At 41.5% G+C, this 19,616-nt stretch carries 18 protein-coding genes and 1 tRNA gene; 17 read left to right on the forward strand and 2 right to left on the reverse strand.

Features of this window, described 5'->3' with window-relative positions:
- Positions 1–272: 272 nt before the first annotated feature.
- From CEF20_RS17000 to CEF20_RS03405, 5 genes are all read left to right on the forward strand, one after another.
- Positions 273–671, forward strand: coding sequence for a hypothetical protein (locus CEF20_RS17000; RefSeq protein WP_232713354.1), 399 nt, complete (start codon positions 273–275; stop codon positions 669–671).
- Positions 672–738: 67 nt separating this feature from the next.
- Entirely contained in the window at positions 739–879 is a 141-nt protein-coding gene (locus CEF20_RS17005) for an HNH endonuclease (RefSeq protein WP_332849199.1), read from the forward strand.
- Between the two features lie 99 nt (positions 880–978).
- Positions 979–1,755: a hypothetical protein gene (locus CEF20_RS03395; protein WP_100330466.1), complete on the forward strand. Its 777-nt coding sequence runs from the start codon at positions 979–981 to the stop codon at positions 1,753–1,755.
- Between the two features lie 386 nt (positions 1,756–2,141).
- Entirely contained in the window at positions 2,142–2,330 is a 189-nt protein-coding gene (locus tag CEF20_RS17010) for an HNH endonuclease (RefSeq protein ID WP_232713355.1), read from the forward strand.
- A 14-nt stretch (positions 2,331–2,344) separates the two neighbouring features.
- Positions 2,345–2,632, forward strand: coding sequence for a GIY-YIG nuclease family protein (locus tag CEF20_RS03405; RefSeq protein WP_100330467.1), 288 nt, complete (start codon positions 2,345–2,347; stop codon positions 2,630–2,632).
- Positions 2,633–2,665: 33 nt separating this feature from the next.
- Here the strand turns inward: CEF20_RS03405 and CEF20_RS03410 are convergent, their stop codons facing one another.
- A complete protein-coding gene (locus tag CEF20_RS03410; RefSeq protein WP_100330468.1) occupies positions 2,666–3,589 on the reverse strand; it encodes a DUF5655 domain-containing protein in 924 nt (307 codons plus the stop codon).
- A gap of 831 nt (positions 3,590–4,420) precedes the next feature.
- On the opposite strand from CEF20_RS03410, the gene CEF20_RS03415 reads away from it, so the two are divergent.
- From CEF20_RS03415 to CEF20_RS03445, 6 genes are all read left to right on the forward strand, one after another.
- The gene (locus tag CEF20_RS03415) at positions 4,421–6,016 is read left to right on the forward strand and encodes an ATP-binding protein (RefSeq protein ID WP_198508497.1); all 1,596 of its coding nucleotides are present in this window, start codon (positions 4,421–4,423) and stop codon (positions 6,014–6,016) included.
- Complete coding sequence (locus CEF20_RS03420; protein ID WP_100330469.1) at positions 6,009–6,698, forward strand: response regulator; 690 nt, start codon at positions 6,009–6,011, stop codon at positions 6,696–6,698. The genes CEF20_RS03415 and CEF20_RS03420 overlap by 8 nt, the downstream gene beginning before the upstream one ends.
- A 364-nt stretch (positions 6,699–7,062) precedes the next feature.
- Positions 7,063–8,358: a CitMHS family transporter gene (locus CEF20_RS03430; protein ID WP_100330471.1), complete on the forward strand. Its 1,296-nt coding sequence runs from the start codon at positions 7,063–7,065 to the stop codon at positions 8,356–8,358.
- 1,210 nt (positions 8,359–9,568) lie between these two features.
- On the forward strand, positions 9,569–9,811 hold the full coding sequence (locus tag CEF20_RS03435) for an ATP-binding protein (protein ID WP_232713462.1): 243 nt from the start codon (positions 9,569–9,571) through the stop codon (positions 9,809–9,811).
- Positions 9,812–9,991: 180 nt separating this feature from the next.
- Positions 9,992–11,098, forward strand: a complete 1,107-nt coding sequence (locus tag CEF20_RS03440) for an RNA-guided endonuclease TnpB family protein (protein WP_100330473.1) — start codon at positions 9,992–9,994, stop codon at positions 11,096–11,098.
- Between the two features lie 366 nt (positions 11,099–11,464).
- Positions 11,465–11,713: a hypothetical protein gene (locus CEF20_RS03445; protein WP_100330474.1), complete on the forward strand. Its 249-nt coding sequence runs from the start codon at positions 11,465–11,467 to the stop codon at positions 11,711–11,713.
- 234 nt (positions 11,714–11,947) lie between these two features.
- Here the strand turns inward: CEF20_RS03445 and CEF20_RS03450 are convergent, their stop codons facing one another.
- Positions 11,948–13,141 carry a coenzyme F420-0:L-glutamate ligase gene (locus CEF20_RS03450; protein ID WP_100330475.1) on the reverse strand — a complete coding sequence of 398 codons (1,194 nt, stop codon included), beginning with the start codon at positions 13,139–13,141 and terminating at the stop codon, positions 11,948–11,950.
- Positions 13,142–13,258: 117 nt separating this feature from the next.
- Here CEF20_RS03450 and CEF20_RS03455 point away from each other — a divergent pair, with 117 nt between their 5' ends.
- From CEF20_RS03455 to CEF20_RS03480, 6 genes are all read left to right on the forward strand, one after another.
- On the forward strand, positions 13,259–14,155 hold the full coding sequence (locus CEF20_RS03455) for a LysR family transcriptional regulator (protein WP_100330476.1): 897 nt from the start codon (positions 13,259–13,261) through the stop codon (positions 14,153–14,155).
- A gap of 390 nt (positions 14,156–14,545) precedes the next feature.
- A tRNA-Gly gene (locus CEF20_RS03460) sits at positions 14,546–14,619 on the forward strand.
- Positions 14,620–14,733: 114 nt separating this feature from the next.
- Positions 14,734–15,867, forward strand: coding sequence for a tRNA epoxyqueuosine(34) reductase QueG (gene queG / locus CEF20_RS03465; protein WP_100330477.1), 1,134 nt, complete (start codon positions 14,734–14,736; stop codon positions 15,865–15,867).
- A 126-nt stretch (positions 15,868–15,993) separates the two neighbouring features.
- Positions 15,994–16,854 carry an amidase domain-containing protein gene (locus CEF20_RS03470; RefSeq protein ID WP_100330478.1) on the forward strand — a complete coding sequence of 287 codons (861 nt, stop codon included), beginning with the start codon at positions 15,994–15,996 and terminating at the stop codon, positions 16,852–16,854.
- Between the two features lie 61 nt (positions 16,855–16,915).
- Positions 16,916–17,389 (forward strand): tRNA (uridine(34)/cytosine(34)/5-carboxymethylaminomethyluridine(34)-2'-O)-methyltransferase TrmL, encoded by a 474-nt coding sequence (gene trmL / locus CEF20_RS03475; RefSeq protein WP_100330479.1) that lies wholly within the window; start codon positions 16,916–16,918, stop codon positions 17,387–17,389.
- 317 nt (positions 17,390–17,706) lie between these two features.
- Positions 17,707–19,602 carry a PrkA family serine protein kinase gene (locus tag CEF20_RS03480; RefSeq protein ID WP_100330480.1) on the forward strand — a complete coding sequence of 632 codons (1,896 nt, stop codon included), beginning with the start codon at positions 17,707–17,709 and terminating at the stop codon, positions 19,600–19,602.
- Positions 19,603–19,616 lie beyond the last annotated feature (14 nt).

Below are 19,616 nucleotides of genomic sequence, written 5' to 3' on the forward strand. Positions count from 1 at the left end.
CTATATTGAACTGGAACTGGTTTGCGGAATGAGAGGTTTTACTATAATTATTTCAGAGAGAGGGGGGAATTATGGCTCCAAAAGACTAACATTTAGCAGTAAGCTCGGGAATAGGGTTAGCTGGTGTCGCTGTATCTAATTTTTGGGATTATGGTACAGAAGCCATAGACTGTTTTAAAGAGGAGATTATTGAAAGTGTACTAAAACCCAATAAGGAAACAGCAATTCATCATTATTTAAACTTCTTTCAAAATATCGAAGAAGAAGTAGATATGTTCTGGAAAAAATCTGATTTGGATAAAGCTTATGAGTTTATCGTCAGAACTCTTGAAGAAGTAAAATTGAATCCTTCACTCCCAATTCCAGACTTTGAAAGCTGTGAAGAAGACTATGGACATTTTAGTTGTGAATGTAACGAGATTGTAATTCAGTGGATGAGCTATGTTAGTGAAAACATGGATGAGATTGATAAGCTAATCAAACATTCCGCTTTCCAGTTTATTTTCCAAGATAGGAATTTTCTCCATGATTTTCATATCGAGCTTACTAATTTTATTGAAAGAGAAATGGATTACATAAAATTTAAGTACCCAGAATATGTAACCTTTAAAAACAGGCTGAGAAGACAGTCCTTTCCTGTTTGGTTAAAGCAAGCTGTTTTTTTATCGTGACAAGGGTACTTGTGCAATTTGTCGTTGTGATTTATCAAATTTAATAAGAAGCAATAATTCCATTCACATTGACCACATAGTTCCGTTAGAGTTGTTTGGTACTAATGACGCTTCAAATATGCAACTTCTCTGTGAAACTTGCAATACCTCCACGGGGGTACGCTCAACAGCTACCAGCTCGGTAAATGTTCCATTCTGGAACTTGTAAAAGGTTAATAAATTAGTTTCCTTTCAATCTATAAATGAGAATGGTCGATTTTGTCTGTCGAGGTTATAATTAGAGATAATGTTTTGAAGGGAAACTATTATGATTAATTTTAAATGGAAATATTTCTGGCTGGTTCTTGGTGCTGTTCTGCTTGTTCCTTTTGTATTGAATATGACTATTTTTCAATTTGGAACTCCATTGACATTTGGAGAGGGTGACACTTGGCTTGCTTTCTGGGGAAATTATTCTGGAGGAATACTCAGCGGTATTGTTGCTTTCATGATTGCTCGTTTAACCTTAACAGAAGATAAGAAAAAGCACAATTACGACTTGAAGTTGAGACAGTTACCAGCCATGCTCAGACTGAGAATGGAAGTGGAAAAAGTCACTAAAAACATTGAGAAAGCTTATGAGCAGAAAGAAATGCTTATACGCTGGAAAGGTGAAAGAGCAAATATCAGTATTGAGGAGTACCCAATTCACGTTGAACTTATTGACCAAGAGAAATGGTCTTATTTGGACAGGGTTTTAAATATTGATTTGCAAATGAAGCTCATTGAGGTAAAAGAGTTTTATGACACCTTTTCCAAGTCTCTTATTTATGACGGAGTATTTGAGAAAGAGCGTTTCTCTGAACTGATTATTTCAATAGGGATGCATTTGCCAGACTATAATGCAGACGAGACTCCCATTGAGCAAGTCGAGAAGTACAGAAAACTTGAGTATGAATTACAGTATCATTATTATACAAGAGAGCATTGCTGGAAGAAGCTTGAGGAAGGTTATAAGCAAGAAATTATTGATGCGTACCAAGCTTTACTGAGTGAGATTGAACAAGTAAAAAAGGAAAAGGAACAATTTGAGAAGGCGCCATGAGAGCATTAATGAGTACGCTTTGGGAAAAAACTCTATCTGATTAACCAAAAGAAAAAGGTAAAGTTTCAAATAGAAATAAATATGAGTTGTCAATTTGTTTTATACTTATTAGCAAAGCTCAAATTGTTGTTCTTATGAGACACAACTCGTTAATAATGATTTATGAGCTGGTGCTTCTAAACTTCAACTCATTGATAGGGGAATGAGGAAGGTGACTCCAGAGGTTGCTAATGGTCTTACATTCCCCTCGATACGCTCACTTTTGAGTCTAACATCACTTAAACTAAAACAACACTTATTTCGTGAACGTAACCCCGAAGTTATCAAGCTAGCAAAAGAACGGTTCGCACGGCAAGCTTTTTTGTGAGGTTTGCGAATTTGACTTTGTGGAACATTACGGTGAAATTGGCGAAGGTTATATTGAAGGTCATCATATAAAACCTATTTCTGAAATGGTTGATAATGAAGTTACGAAAGTTGAAGATATAGTCCTTGTTTGTGCTAATTGTCACTGTATGTTGCACCGTAAAAGACCGTGGTTTTCTATTAACGAATTAAAAAATTTACTGGTTTAGGTGAGGTTACGGAAATGAAAGTTATATATATGATTACGTATCCTAACGGTAAGATTTACATTGGCAAGGATTTGACAGACAATATTAACTATTTTGGAAGTGCTAGTAGCAAGTTAATAGCGAAGGATTTTACAAGGGAACAACGGAAGGATTTTACCATACGTAAACAAATATTATGGGAGTCAGAAACTGCTACTGATAAAGAAGTTAACGTTAAAGAGGTTGAATACATTAGGAAATTTCAATCAAATAATCCGTCAATTGGTTACAATCAAACTCCAAAATTCAAGCAAATAAAATAAACGGGCTTGCGTAATTGCTTGCCCGTTTTTACGTTAGCTCACATCATAAGCCATGTTAATAAACCGTTTAGCCCTTTCAATATCTTCGTTGTTAGAAATAGTAACCTCTAAATCCCCCGTTCCAAAATGCCCTATATTGCTAACATCACGGGTAAAACCTTGTTCTAGTGTTATAGTATCGGGCTTAACTTTAAGGTATAAAAGAATTTTTCCTGTTTGCGGGTGTATCTCAACGCAAGCAAAGTTTTTAATACGTTTAAACGCTATGTAGTGTTTAAGTATTTTCATTTGGACATCATCGCCTAACGCCATCATATAGGCTTTTAATGTTTCAAATCTATCAGTTAATTCCATATTTGCTTGCTCTAAATAGTCAGATACCGTTTTAACCCGTGTATTTCGGTGTGTTGCAGTAGCAGTAGGCGTATCCTTTTCGATATGTACGGTTTGTGCCGTTGTTGCATTAACTAAATCTAATAATAGTAGCCCGTCAATATAATGTTTGTACTGATAAAGCTCTATATTACGGTTTATTTGTTGTACGGCGTGCTCGTCATACTTAGTAAAACCGCCCGCAATACAAAGTAAACGAGGGCTGCTCCAGTCAATAGCGTCTGAAAAGGTTTGCCCATACTTACGCATAACCATTAGTTCAAATTCCGCTTTATGGTCTAGTAACCAATCAAGGTAAAATAACCCCTGATTAATAACATTTTCGTTTATTGATCGTTTATATTCTATAATTACGGGTGAATTGTTTTCATCAATGCCTAGCGTGTCAATTCTGCCTGCATGCTTTTTACCCGTGCTATGTTCAGAGGCTAAAAAGCGTATGCCTAAAAAGGTTTCTAAATGCTGTTCAATTATGTGTTGTAACGATTTTTCAACGGCAACGGATTGCCCTTCTAATTCATTTACTGTATTACCGTTTAACCTAAATAGCTTTATATCGCCCAAAGACGTTCCCTCCCTTACCGTTAACTATCTTGATTTTGTTTTTCTTTTAATAAAACACCAAAAACTGCTCCTGTTATTGCAGAAATCATATTTATTATAATTTTAATTTGCAGTGATAAATCATTACATAGATATTCTAAAACGAAGTTAACTAAAAATACAGCTAGACCCGCAAAAAATGCGGGATAAAGTTTTTTTAAAATAGTTAATCACCTCTCCTTTTAAACTAGCCATTACTGTTTATCAATTGGTTGCCAATATGAGATATAGATAACTAATGGCACTCCTATTGCCTTGGGATTTCTATTTTTCTAACTTCAATTCCTTTTGCCGTTTTAAAAAATCATCTGCACAATTCCCTTCCTTCCCCTAATTATTGATCTATGCTTTTTAAAGTTATCATCTCGGCTTATTACTTCCAAGAGAAGCAGGGAGATGTATTGGAGATGGACATTTATGGAGAACGTTAAGATGCGAGAAGGATGATTTGCATAAATGCGATTCATTTGGGGCCTTAAAATAAGTGATTCGTAATATATTCACTTTTACAACTTTCACGGTTGTCAGGAAGAATTAAACGGCTTAAGTCCATTGAAATTCAGGACTCAAGCCGCTTAAAGCATTTCATTATTTCGACTGTCTGTTTGAGAGGGAGCAGATCACCAGTCAGAAAGGTTAAAAGGGGTGTTTCAAGCGTGCCGTTTTCTTCGGCCTTTTCAGTTCAGTTGCTATTATTTTTTCTGTAAGGATTGCACTGCGGCGATGATAAATTGTTTAAAGTGCTGTACACTTAAAGACAGACGAGAATAGAGGCAGAGGATGCTGGTGCAAATGCGGAGAGTGACGATTCAAACCAAGATTCTAGGATTAGCCTTGTCTTTAAGCTTATTCTTAATTTTCACGTTAACGGCCTATTATACTTATATGGAAGGCAGGCAGATGCAAGCAGACCGGGGGCGTCTGGCATTGGGGTTAGCGAAAACGATCGCCTCCATGCCAACTGTTGTCGACTCTTTGAAGGCAGGAGATCCTTCCCGTAACATTCAGCCGATCGCTGAGCGCATCCGCCGAAAAACAGGGGCTGAATTTATTGTTGTGGGGAATGCGCAAGGAATTCGCTATTCCCATCCGCGTCTATCGGAAATAGGAAAGCCGATGATAGGCGGAGACAATGATCGGGCGCTTCTGAAGGGGGAGTCTTATGTTTCGGAAGCGCGTGGTTCTCTTGGGATTTCTATGAGGGGAAAGGCGCCGGTTTTTGATCATGATGGCGATATTATCGGTGTTGTTTCCGTTGGTTTTTTAGTGGAAGAAGTTCAGAAACAAATCCTCAGGGACCTGTCGAAAGAGGTGGGCGTATCTCTTATTGCCCTTGTGATATCTGTGATCGGCAGTTATTTGCTTGCCAGGAGCATACGTCAGGATACGCTTGGACTGGAGCCTGCTGAAATTGCCCGCTTGTATAAAGAAAAAAACGCGGTACTTCATTCGGTGAAAGAGGGGATTTTAGCTGTTGACCGAAATGGCGTGATCCGGTCGATGAATCAGCCGGCTAAAAAACTGCTGGATATTCAAAAGTCTGTCCGTGATTTAAAGGTGGATCACCTTTTTCCTTCCGCTTATTTATACGAGGTCCTCAAAACAGGGAAGCCGCAAGTGGATAAAGAAATGCAATGGCGTCATAAAAAAATCATTATGAATTGCACACCGATATTTGACAGCGGCAGTGTAAGCGGGGCAGTCGTTTCGTTTCGCGACAAAACAGAAGTTGAGCAGATGGTGAATACGCTGTCAGAGGTGAAGATGTATTCAGATGATTTAAGAGCTCAAACGCATGAATTTACAAATAAATTATATGTGCTATCCGGATTGCTTCAATTAGGCCAATATGAAGAAGCAATCGATATGCTGCAAAATGAAACAACGAAATTAGATTCTTTAAACCGAATTGTATTTGAACAGATCAAAGATATAAAAGTACAAGCTATTTTGCTTGGAAAGCTGGGCAAAGCCTCTGAAAAAAAAGTCATCTTTGAAATTGATCCGCAGAGTTACTTGGAAACGTTACCAAATCATATAAAGTTATCTGAGCTAACCTTGATTCTAGGAAATATTATGGACAATGCCTTTGATGCTGTTGCCGATGAGGAAGAACCGCGTGTCAGTTTTTTCGCCACTGATATCGGAGAGGATATTATTTTTGAAGTGAGTGACAACGGCAAGGGGATCAAACAAGAGGATCTTTCTCTCATCTTTGAGCTGGGCTTTACTTCAAAAGAGGACAGCCTGCCAAGAGGGTACGGACTGTCCAATGTGGACAACGCTGTAAAAGAACTGGGGGGAATCGTAGAGGTGCACAGTGAAAAAGGAAACACCACCTTTACAGTATTTCTGCCTAAAAGACAGGGAGGGGAGAAAAATGGCTAATATAAGAGCGGTTATTGCGGAGGATGATTTCCGCGTAGCCAATATTCATGAGAAATTCTTGCGTAAATTTGCTGACATTGAGGTGGTGGGAAAGGCGCTAAGTGCCAAGCAAACTCTTGAATTGCTGGAAGAAAAACAGCCGGATCTGCTCCTCCTCGATGTGTATATGCCCGATCAGCTTGGATCCGATTTGCTCCCGATCATACGCGAGAATTACAGCCAGGTGGACATCCTGATGATTACCGCAGCTACCGACCGGGATATACTGAAAAAGGCGCTCCGTTATGGTGTGGAGTATTTCTTGATCAAACCGGTGAAGATGGAGCGGTTTGATCAAATTATTAAAGAATACCAGCATAAACGAAAGCTGCTGCATGCTAAACAGGAAGTGGACCAAGAGGTGGTGGACTTGGTCTTTAAGAAACTTATCAAGCGTCCAGTTGCAGCCAGCAGGAAAGGCCGGCTGCCAAAAGGGATTGATAAGATCACACTGTCAAAAGTAAGAGAGGTGCTTGCCGGAAGTGAAGAAGGCTTAACCACTGAACAGGCGAGTGATCAAATTGGCGTTTCGCGGACAACAGCCAGACGCTATTTAGAATATTTAGTGTCTATTCATGAGTGCAAAGCTGAAGTGGGATATGGCGTAGTGGGGAGACCTGAACGGAAATATTATCAAATCTGATCGTTTGGATCCCCTAGTAAGGTGCCGTTTAAGTATGGAGAGGGGAATGAAAAGGCCAAACGGGAGACTGCGGCGCTGAAATGCCTGATTCGTTCGGGTCTGCAAGAGGCAGGTCTACCTTTGTTCTCCGCTTCAACAACAGAGGAAAAACGAAAGTCTCATTGTTCACAGGGGCATTTTATGTCTGCCAATTCGTAAGACCGGATGCTATTCTTGCCATTCGGTCTTTTTCACATGTCTTGAGTCATAACATTCCCGTGAACAAAATGAATTTAATTTTCAAAATAAATTTTAAAAACAATAAATTGATAACGCTTACAAAAGAAGAGAGACAGCTTACAATGGGAATAAAGGAGTGAAAAATATGCTTGCAGTGTTAGGGTTTTTAATGATCTTGGTTTTTATGATTTTAATTATGACAGAACGTTTGTCAGCGATGATTGCTCTGATTGTCGTGCCCGTTGTTTTCGCTCTCTTAGGCGGGTTCGGCAGTGAAATAGGGCCGATGGCGTTAGAAGGGATTAAAAGTGTGGCGCCAACAGGCATCATGATTTTATTTGCTATTCTCTTCTTCGGTATTTTGATTGATGCAGGAGTATTTGATCCTATTATTCATACGATTCTTAAGGTGGTAAAGGGAGATCCATTAAAGATCGCCGTCGGTACGGCGGCTTTGGCACTGTTTATTTCATTAGATGGGGACGGTACCACTACTTATATGATTACGATTTCAGCCATGCTTCCTCTTTACAAAAGGATTGGAATGAGACCGCTGATACTAGCGGGAATTGCTGTTTCAGCTTCAGGGGTGATGAACCTGCTCCCATGGGGAGGCCCGACAGCCCGGGTTATGACGGCTTTGAATCTCGAAATGTCAGAGGTGTTTACACCTGTGATCCCTGCCATGATTGGCGGCGTTCTGTTTGTTCTGTTCATGTCTTATCTGCTCGGCCGAAAAGAAAGAAAGCGGATTGGAGTTATTGAGCTGGATTTTAGCACGGCAGCTAAAGAAGCGGCGGCAACAGCTGAAGGCAATAATCTTAAGCGTCCTAAACTGATTGTCTTTAACTATGCCTTAACTATTATCCTTCTAGTCTCTCTTATTATGGAATTATTGCCGACAACAGTATTGTTTATGATCGGTTTTGCAATCGCAATTACCGTTAATTATCCGAAGGTGACAGAGCAGAAAGCGCGGGTTGCCAATTATGCGGATAATGCGCTATCCGTTGTTTCCATGATTTTTGCTGCCGGAATTTTTACTGGGCTTCTATCGGGAACTGGCATGGTAGATGCCATGGCGAATTCCATGATTCAGCATATTCCGGATGAAATGGGTTCGCATTTTGCGGTGATTACAGCCATTATTAGTGCACCGTTTACTTTCTTTATGTCCAACGATGCTTTTTACTATGGTGTCCTGCCGCTGCTTGCTAAAGCGGGAGCTGCCTACGGAATTGACCCTGCTATGATCGGAAGGGCTTCGCTTTTTGGCCTGCCGGTTCATTTGCTGAGTCCGCTTGTTCCTTCCACTTATCTGCTGGTAGGAATGGTGGGAGAGGATTTTGGGGCTCTGCAGCGTTCTTTCTTAAAGTGGGCCTGCGGTTCGACAGCCGTTCTCATCATCGTGGCTCTCGTATTAGGAATTATCCCGCTGTAGTTTCGTGCTGGGAGCCAGGCGCTATATCGCCATAAATAATTAAAGAAAAACTATGAAGAGGCTGGGACAGGCCTAGTTTCTTTAAATGAAGCCGGGACAAAGTGTTTTCAGCTAATAAAATAGCCGAACTATTATTTAGAACTCTCATTCAGAGTTTCGTAATAGTTCGGTTATATTGTTTCTCATATTTTTATTAAACACAATGGTTCGGCTTTCATGACAGCAAATTTAGTTATGTCCCAACCTCGTTTAGTTATTTTATTTTTTATGATTTTCTACTAATATGTTCCCTAGAATGACTCCTATGATAGCGGAGGCTATATTTAAAATAATTTTGATTGGTAATGATAGGTTTTTAAAAAAATACTCAGATAAGAAAGTAACCAAAAATACGGCAATGCCTCCGAATAATACAAAATAAAGATTTATCATTTTAATGATTAATCAATCTCCTCTCGATTACTGTTTACACATTTTCATATTATCGATTGGCTTCCAGTACGGAATGTAAATAACGAAATGTACGGTATTTACATATTCATTAATAATAGCCCCTCCAATAGCTCGAGGAAGCCCACTCAAACTGCCTATAAGAGCGCCAAAAGCAACTCATCCTTCTGTTTAGTAAAGTATTAACATCAGTCCCTGAAAGGTAAAAAATTACATAACTATAATATACATTTATACCTCTTTTATATTCATAGGAAACTGCTTTGTATAAATTAGAGTTATTATACTCCATGAAGAGAGCGATTGTATCTCATTTGGTTTCTAATGAATGCTTAATCTTACATAAAAAGACGACAGAAAGGGACACCTTCTTGTAAAATGAATGTGCTGCCAATCATTCACGAGTAGAGGTATCCCTATGATACTGAATTCCATGTCCTTGAACTTGATTCAAAAAGTTTGTTTCCGATGAAGGGCTACAACCATTGATTGTGAAGATACCGCACGAAAGCTAACTGTCAAATCGTTGATTCAGTATCTAGTTATGGCGGCGGCTCGTGAGTGGAAAAGGTTGCGCGGACGTTGGCTCATCGGTGAGTCTTGTCGATGTCAACTAATCCACTCTGTCTAAAAAAGATGGGACAGCTTGATGACGGGTTAATGAAGAGCGTAGTGGATTTAATTGTTTGCAAATGTAACCGAGTGACTCGCCGCACGTTGAAAATTCAGCAAAGAAGAAGCCAATATTCTGTTCCGGCTCATTGCTGATTTTTACTGGCAACAGAGTTTGCTTGTTACATCTAACTTGGAATTTAGCGGAGGGGATTGCATTCTTTCAGACAGCCGGCTGACAGCTGCACCGGTGGATTGTCTGATTTACCGTATCCGCTTCATAAGCTATGAGGCTGAAAGTTATCGCCTGACGAGATGCCCTGTCACGAACAAGATAACTGAAGTTTTCATTGGTGAGAGGCTATGTAAAAAACGTTGCACTTTTTTCTAGCAATATACAAGTAATTCGGCTTTTAAAAAATTTAACATATATCCGAAATTTATCTCCCACTTCTAAACGTGAAGGTGCACCAGTGAAAGCGGGAGATAAATTTCGGTTGGCGTAAGCCAAAGCGAATGTACGTATGATATAATAGAACAAATGTTCCTTATGGAAATGAGGTGATTCGATATGGCAAACAAAGCCTATAAGTTCCGTCTGTATCCAACGAAAGAACAAGAACAACTTCTTGCCAAAACCTTCGGCTGTGTTCGTTTCGTCTACAACAAAATGTTAGCTGAACGAAAGAAAACTTATGAACAATTCAAGGGTGATAAGGAAACGCTAAAGAAACAAAAGTTTCCCACTCCTGCTAAGTATAAGGCTGAGTTTGAATGGCTTAAAGAAGTGGACAGCCTTGCACTGGCAAACGCTCAGCTACATTTGCAGAAGGCGTACAAAAATTTCTTCTCTGGACGTGCTGAATTTCCGAAGTTCAAAAACCGTAAAGCAAGACAATCCTACACAACCAATGTGGTAAACGGAAACATGATGCTTTTGGATGGCTATATCAAATTACCGAAATTGAAACTCGTAAAAGTTAAGCAGCATCGGGAAATTCCGTCACATCATCTCATCAAGTCTTGTACCGTTTCTCGAACAAAAACAGGAAAATACTACGTTTCCATTCTCACCGAATACGAACATCAACCTGTACAAAAAGAAGTACAAGCTGTCGTTGGCTTGGATTTTTCCATGAATGGCTTATTTGTCGATAGTGAAACAGGTAAGACAGCCAATTACCCTCGTTTTTATCGTCAAGCCCTGGAAAAATTGGCAAAGGCACAGCGTATTCTATCACGCAGAAAGAAAGGCTCTATTCGTTGGCACAAACAGCGACTAAAAGTGGCGAAGCTGCATGAAAGGATTGCAGACCAACGAAAAGACTTTCTGCATAAGGAATCACAAAAATTAGCGAGACGGTATGATTGCGTAGTGATCGAAGACCTCAACATGAAGGGAATGTCACAAGCCCTCAATTTCGGCAAAAGCGTTGCCGATCATGCATGGGGCATGTTCACGACTTTTCTTAGGTACAAGTTAGAAGAGCAAGGGAAAAAGCTTATCAAAATAGATAAGTGGTTTCCCTCATCCAAAACTTGTTCATGTTGCGGTCAAGTAAAGGAAGGTCTATCTCTTTCTGAACGCCTATTTCATTGTGATTGTGGGTTTGCGGCAGATAGAGATTGGAATGCTTCTATCAATATCAAGCATGAAGGATTGCGATTGTTAGCATGATCATATATAGAGCATGGAACAGGCTCGATAGCTAAGTAAATTTCGTACGGATAAGTGCGATTACCTTAGAAGCCCCCACCTCTAAGCGAAGCGTAGGTGGCGGGTAGTTCACTAGTTACCCACGATCAAGAAATGCTTTGTTACGCTGATCAAATTATTAAAATGAGCGATGGGCAAATCCTGCAAAGTGAACATTGAAATATATTCGCAAAAGCTCCAAATCAAGCGACAAGCTGCCGCTGCCAGTAGATGTATAGATTCAATGAATATATTTCTGTTTAGGACATGAGTTAAGGACATATACAACTTGCATAGTATCGACAAAAGCATCAATACTACAAGTAAGACCCAAAAGAGGTGACGTGCATGAGTATATGTCCTTTATGCAATGCATTGAAACAGTTGGAAGTGTATTGTCCCCAATGCCGCTTTCGGCTGGATGATTCAGGAAAAGTATCCGATTTCTTAGATCCCTATGGTCATTACAATGATGAAGAAACTGTCAAAATGGGGGATGGTTATCCGACTACCGCCGAAGAACATATTTGTCCGCATTTAATGTTCTGTCCGCAATGCGGATACCAAGAGGTGAGATGCATTCAGGAAGAATCCTGATGAATAGATTGCCGCTCTCCCATGTTTTATTTCGCATATAAGCTGCCGCATCAAGATTGAAACAGAGAATAAGGAGGAGATCACGGCCGCTGCAAGCCGGGATGTTAGCCGTTGTTCTTCCTTTCAACGGCGGGGGAGGGGAAAATCTGGTGTGAGCTAAGTGACAGCTCATTAGGCAACTGTGAGATAGAAAGAGGGACCCGTGCTTTGAAACTCTCCGGGTCCCTTAAATAATTAATCGGTATAGTTGTCGAAATAACCTTGGATATAAATGATAGGTGTACCTTTATCGCCGCTTCCAGAAGTCAAGTCCGATAAAGAGCCGATTAAGTCCGTTAATTTTCTCGGGGTTGTTCCTTGCGCTTCCATCGCTCCGACAAGGTTTTCCCCTTTGTTGTTAATATAGTCGGTGATCGCTGCTTTCAGCTCTTCCCCTTGTAAATCAGCAAAGTTATTATCAGCTAGATACTTTAACTTCACTTCATTTGGCGTGCCAGCTAAACCAGCTGTGTAAGCTGGGGAAACAACTGGATCTGCCAGCTCCCAGATCTTCCCTGCCGGATCTTTGAAAGCACCGTCGCCATAGATCATTACTTCTACCGTTTTTCCGGTTTTTTCTTTCAGCATTTGCTGGATTTTATCGACGATCGGTTGGGCATTATGCGGGAATAATTTCACGCTGTCCTCTGTTGCTTTATTGGAACCGAGCAGACCGTAGTCCGGATTATAGCCGCTGCCGTCAATAGACTCGGATAAAATATCATCGAGATTATAGATCTTCTTGGCGCCATGCTTTTTCAAGATGCGCTTCGTGCGGAATCTAGTATGAATATCGCATGTAAGTACACTGCCTGTATAATCTAAAATCGTTTGGGCGTGGTTGGAGAAGATGACCTCGCATTCAACGCCATGCTCCGCGATAATGGATTTATAGTATTCAATGTAATCAACACCTGTAAACGGGTGCTTGTTCTCGCCGAAATTCTCGCGGAATTCTTGTTCTGTCAACACATCCGTCCAAGGATTGATTCCTTTTTCATCCAGACGATCTATGTCAATTAAATGATTGCCAACTTCGTCAGACGGATAGCTCAGCATTAAGACAATTTTCTTCTTCGCCCCTTTTGCTATCCCGTGAAGACAGTTGGCAAAACGGTTGCGGCTTAATATCGGGAAGATCACACCAATTGTGTCGTCACCGAATTTGGAGCGGACATCTGCGGCAATATGATCCACTGTTGCATAGTTTCCTTGTGCCCGCGCAACGATCGATTCTGTAACCGTTACGATGTCTTTATCCCTGATTTGAAACCCTTCCGCCTCGGAAGCTTTCAATACGCTGTCGACTACAATTTGTTCAATGCAGTCTCCCTGGTTGATGATCGGGCCGCGTAAACCTCTGACCACTGTTCCCACTAATCTTTCCAATCTAATCGCTCCTTATATCTATGTAAATGATTGTAGCTGATGATACTTGTACTATACACGTGAATAATGATATAAGTAAAATTAATATATTTAATAACAGATATAAGGTGATGTTATATGGTGAATAAATTAGATTTATACAGAGTGTTTTGTATTATCGGAAAGAATAAAAGCTTCTCCAAGGCTGCTAAAGAATTATTTATGACCCAGCCGGCTGTCAGCCAAGCGATCATGCAATTAGAGAGGGAACTGGACACCCGTCTTTTTAACCGAACACCTAAGGGGGTTTCTTTCACTAATGAAGGAAAGCTTTTGTTTGAATATGTTCATTCCGCCATTAATTTAATGGAAGCTGGGGAAAACAAGCTGTTGGAATTTAAGAATTTAACAACGGGAGAATTAAAGATCGGAGTGGGAGACACGATTTCGAAGTATTTTCTTCTTCCTTATTTAGAAGCTTTTCGCCGAAAATATCCAAATATAAAGCTGAGAATCGTCAATGGAACAACTGATGAGCTGATTGCGATTTTAAAGTCGGGAGAAGTAGATATCGGGTTTTGCAATTTTCCTGTAGATGACGCGGCTCTGGAACTGCAGCCTTGTTTTGAGGTTCACGATATCTTTGTTTCCGGTGAAAAATTTAAGAAGCTATTAGAGAAGCCCGTCAGCATTGAGGAATTATTAAAATTGCCGCTCATTTTTCTTGAGCAGAAGTCTAATTCCCGTAAGTATGTAGAGGAGCATTTTTTATCGAAGGGCATTCAGATTTCCCCTGAATTTGAATTAGGCTCACATGATTTATTACTCGAATTCGCCAAAACAAACTTAGGCATTGCTTGTGTGACAAGAGAGTTTTCTAAAGATTATTTAAGAAAGGGATTGGTATATGAAGTGAAACTAATAGAGGAAATTCCCAAGCGGCATATTGGAATGTGTTATTTAAAAAGCGTCCCGCTCTCGCCGGCTTCCACAAAATTTGTAGAACTGATCGAATCACAGCAGCTATCTTTCTAAGAAGATGTTTCTAAGGGCGGCTGGAACTTAACATGCGCTTTTCGAAAGTAGAGAGAAGAGAGGGAAGCGGCTGCGGGGAAAATGCCGGGATTCTTGACATAATAGAGGGAAGTGGAGATTAAAACGAGGAGCCAATGAACGCGCCCGCTGCGGTGAACAAGCGCATAGAATTAAGGCGGAGAGGTTGCATTTAAGCTGCTGTTAGACTCCTCTTCAAGAATGGAGTGAAGAATCAACAGAGAGTTGAAAGCAACCGCAGCTGCTTAAAGGTTCATTGTATTCAGGAAGCCATGTGCCAGTAATTTTGAAAAAAAAGAGTTGACATTACAGGGCATTTACCCTATACTATTAATTGTTCTGTTGAAAGATATATAAATAGAAAGATTGTTTGCGGGTGTAGTTTAATGGTAAAACCTCAGCCTTCCAAGCTGATGTCGTGGGTTCGATTCCCATCACCCGCTCCATACATAATGCTGATAACGCAATGTTTTATTCCTGGATGGATAAAATGTTGCGTTTTTTATTATGGTATGGAATAATGCCTAAACGATGAACCGTTCTCTGAAAGGAGAAAAATGATGGATTATGATGCGTTAAAGCAAGAGATCATAGAGTACAGCCGGACAATCGGTATAGATAAAATCGGTTTCGCTTCCGCTGCGCCTTTTACAGAATTGAAAAATCGGCTGATTCGCCAGCAGGAGCTTGGGTTTGCGTCGGGTTTTGAAGAAAAGGATATCGAAAAGCGTGTTGATCCCGCTAAAATATTTGAACAGCCGCGCTCGATTATTGCGATTGCCTTAGCGTATCCTTCGAAAATGGAGGAAGGAATAAGGGGAAAACGCGGCGAACGAAGGGGGATTTTCTGCCGGGCCTCCTGGGGGGAAGATTATCACGTCATCCTTAGAGACCGATTAAGCAAGCTGGAGGAGTTTATTTCTTCCAGGGTGCCCGAAGCCCGCTTTCGTTCCATGGTGGATACAGGAGAGCTCTCGGACCGTGCGGTAGCTGAACGGGCGGGGATCGGCTGGAGCGGAAAAAACTGTTCAATTATTACGCCTGAGTTCGGCTCTTATGTCTATCTGGGTGAAATGATTACGAACTTGCCGTTTGCCCCTGATCAGCCGATAGAAGATCAGTGCGGCACATGCACGAAATGCTTGGATGCTTGTCCAACGGGGGCACTCGTTCAAGGAGGACAGCTGAATGCCCAGCGCTGTATCGCTTTTTTGACGCAAACGAAGGATTTTCTGCCAGAGGAGTTTCGCAGCAAGCTGGGAAACCGCTTATACGGGTGTGATACGTGCCAGACGGTATGCCCGAAGAATAAAGGAGTGGATGTTCACATTCATTCCGAGATGGAGCCGTCGCCAGAGGAAGTGAAACCTTTGCTCGAGCCGCTCTTGACCATCAGCAATAAAGAATTTAAGCAAAGATTCGGTGAAATGTCGGGTTCCTGGAGAGGAAAGAAGCCGATTCAGCGGAATGCGATCATTGCTTTGGCTCATTTCAAAGAAGCTTCTGCCGTGCCTGCCTTGACGCAAGTGCTAAATGAGGATGTTCGTCCAGTGATAAGAGGAACGGCCGCATGGGCGTTAGGAAAAATCGGCGGATCCTCTGCGAAAGCGGCCCTCATACGGGCGAAAGAAAAAGAAAAGGATCAAGAGGTCATCCGGGAAATTGAAGCTGCACTGGATTTTTTCTCGCAATAATCAGCCATTCTTCCTCCCGGTTTTGCATAGGCTTATATTAGGCTATACGAAATGGCTCACAAGGGGAGGCCGGCTCATCGCTTGCGCCAATCCTTCGCATTTGAGAGGCCAAGGGAGGGCTTGTTTGTGCATGAAGAACTTCAAAAAGGATTAGAGCTGCGCATCAAGCAGCTGCTGTCGGATAAAGCGATTTGTCATGAGGAGAAATTCAACAGAAAGAAACAGCTAGCAGAAATGAGAAAAAGCAAGATTGTTAAAGTGAAAGCCCTAGGGAAAATTCTCTTTGAAAGAGAGGATAAGCTGTATTACAAAGTTCATTTGAAATATTTAATCAAGCAGGGAGATTCTCTCTATCTGGAAGAAGAAATTGAAAATCGGGTGGCCGCTCTGTATAAGAACAAGATCGTAGACGATCAGGAGGAACGGATCGTAGCAGATTCACCTCCGCTCGATAAGCTTTTGGAAGAGGGCGATCAGGATGACGGGAGAGCGGTTTTTCAATATGACCGTTTGCAGGCGGTCCAATATGCTGAGCGCTGGTGGAATAGCTATAATCCCGCTTATCCTAAGTTTGCCGTTGACTGCACTAATTACATTTCTCAATGCTTGCATGCGGGAGGTGCGCCAATGAGGGGGTACCCGAACAGAAGCAAGGGATGGTGGCTGCGGCATAAGAATTGGAGCTACAGCTGGTCTGTTGCCCATGCTCTGCGCTGGTTTTTGCCCTCCTCCTCCTCCGGTCTGCGGGCCGAGGAAGCAGAAAGCCCGCAGCAGCTGGAGCAAGGGGATGTCATTTGCTATGATTTCCAAGGAAACGGCCGCTTTGATCATAATGTGATTGTGACCGCGAAGGATGCTCAGGGCATGCCGCTTGTGAATGCCCATACGTCCAACAGCCGCATGCGCTATTGGAGCTACGAGGATTCCACTGCTTATACCGATAATATTCAATATAAATTTTTTAAGATCAAAGATGATTTTTCCTAACGATTCACAAATGGTGGTATAATAAAATATTGGTTACAGTTTATATATGAGGTGAAGAAATTTGTCTATTAATGTAGTGCTATACCAACCAGAAATTCCCGCTAATACCGGGAATATTGCGAGAACTTGTGCGGCTACAGATACCACGCTTCATTTAATTCGCCCGCTTGGTTTTTCCACAGATGATAAAATGCTGCGGCGGGCAGGATTGGATTATTGGGAGTTTGTGAACGTAGTTTATTATGATTCGCTGGATGAGTTTTTCGAAAAAAATGCCCAAGCTGAATGCTATTATATCACGAAGTTCGGGGAAAACTATTATGCTGACTTTGACTTTAGCCAGCCGGAGAAGGACTACTTCTTTGTGTTCGGAAAAGAAACGACCGGGCTGCCTAAGGATCTGCTTGCTGCCAATAAAGAGCGCTGCTTGCGCATTCCAATGAATGACAAAGTGCGGGCTTTAAACCTATCCAATACGGCGGCAATCTTAGTATACGAAGCGCTGCGCCAGCAGCAGTTTCTGCATTTAAAATAAGAAAAAAAGCACTGCAGGCTGCCCGCAGTGCTTTTTTTCTTATTTTACACCCGGCTTGTCGTCATATCCAGCGGTGAAAATCGCGCTTAAGAAGGCAATAATGACGCCAAGAATCAGAAGAAACCGCATGTTATGTAACCCCTTTCTAAAAGTAATTCACTTCCAGTATCTTCATTATAGCTTAAACTTCTGCTGATTGAAATGGATTCTTTCCTCCTCTGGACCATACTGCACTCGGTGTTTCCTTAGCATGTTCCAGCTGGTGCGGGCATAAGCTTTATTAATCGTTCTCTAATTACACTAAGCGGGGGGTCCATATGGATATTTTAAAAAAGATTGAACAATACAGAGAAGAAGAAGAGATGTTAAAGTGGGAAGGCACTTTTGAAGAATATTTAGAAATCGTGAAAGAAAAGCCCTGGGTGGCACAATCGGCTCATTCCAGAGTATACCATATGATTAACGATCAAGGTGTAGAAGAAGAGAATGATTTGAAAAGATACCGTTTTTTCAGCGATGAATTGTATGGATTAGAAGAGGCGCTTGAACGCCTTGTTGAGGAATATTTTCATCCAGCGGCTAAAAGACTGGATGTACGCAAACGAATTTTGCTGCTGATGGGGCCGGTTAGCGGCGGGAAATCCACTTTAGTTGCGAAGCTTAAGAAAGGCATGGAAGCTTATTCCCGAACGGACAGAGGAGCTGTGTATGCTATTAAAGGCTGTCCGATGCATGAGGATCCGCTGCACTTGATCCCGCGTCATTTAAGGGATGATTTCTATGAAGAATACGGCATTCGGATCGAAGGAAGTCTATCGCCGCTGAATGCGATGCGATTGCAGGAGGAATATGCGGGAAGAATTGAAGATGTGCTGGTAGAGAGAATTTTCTTCTCTGAAGATAAGCGTGTCGGCATTGGCACATTCAGCCCATCCGATCCGAAATCACAGGATATTGCCGATTTAACCGGAAGCATTGATTTCTCCACGATTGCTGAGTATGGTTCGGAGTCGGATCCGAGAGCCTATCGTTTCGATGGGGAATTGAATAAAGCGAACCGCGGAATTATGGAATTCCAGGAAATGCTGAAGTGCGATGAGAAGTTTTTATGGCACCTGCTGTCGCTCACGCAAGAAGGAAACTTCAAAGCCGGCCGTTTTGCGCTCATTTCAGCGGACGAAATGATTGTCGCTCATACCAATGAAACGGAATACCGCTCGTTTATTGCCAATAAAAAGAATGAAGCCCTTCATTCCCGGATTATTGTCATGCCTGTCCCTTACAATCTCAAACTCTCTCAAGAAGAGAAAATATACGAGAAAATGATTCAAGAAAGTGATGTTTCCGATGTTCATATCGCACCCCATACGTTAAAGGTAGCCGCTATGTTTACCATTCTGACAAGGCTGAAAGAGCCTAAACGAGGGGATATAGATTTACTGAAAAAGATGCGTCTGTATGATGGAGAAACCGTTGAAGGTTATAATACTTCGGATGTGGAGCAGCTGAAGAAGGAACATCAGGATGAAGGAATGAGCGGAATTGATCCGCGCTATGTTATTAACCGCATTTCATCTGCGATCATTCGCAAAGAGGTAGCGTCTATCAATGCGCTGGATGTGCTTCGTTCCTTGAAAGAAGGATTGGATCAGCACCCGTCGATTACGAATGAACGGCGTGAGAAATACCTGAACTTTATTTCCATTGCCCGCAAAGAATACGATGACATCGCTAAAAAGGAAGTGCAGAAGGCATTTGTGTATTCTTATGAAGAGTCCGCCAAGACGCTGATGGATAACTATTTAGATAATGTGGAAGCTTTTTGCAATAAGACGAAACTGCATGACCCATTAACCGGGGAAGAGATCAGCCCGGATGAAAAATTGATGAGATCCATTGAAGAGCAGATCGGCGTTTCAGAGAATGCCAAAAAAGCGTTCCGGGAAGAGATATTGATTCGGATCTCGGCCTATGCCAGAAAAGGTAAGCGCTTTGATTACCACTCCCATGATCGCCTCCGGGAAGCGATCCAGAAGAAGTTGTTTGCGGACTTAAAAGACATTGTAAAGATCACCACCTCCACGAAAACTCCGGATGAACAGCAGTTGAAAAAAATCAATGAAGTGGTTGCCCGTTTAATTGATGATCACGGGTATAATTCCGTATCTGCAAATGAATTATTGCGCTATGTCGGCAGCCTGCTCAATAGGTAGAAAAAGAAAAAGGC

The organism is Bacillus xiapuensis (genome assembly GCF_002797355.1).
Taxonomy (GTDB): domain Bacteria; phylum Bacillota; class Bacilli; order Bacillales; family Domibacillaceae; genus Bacillus_CE; species Bacillus_CE xiapuensis.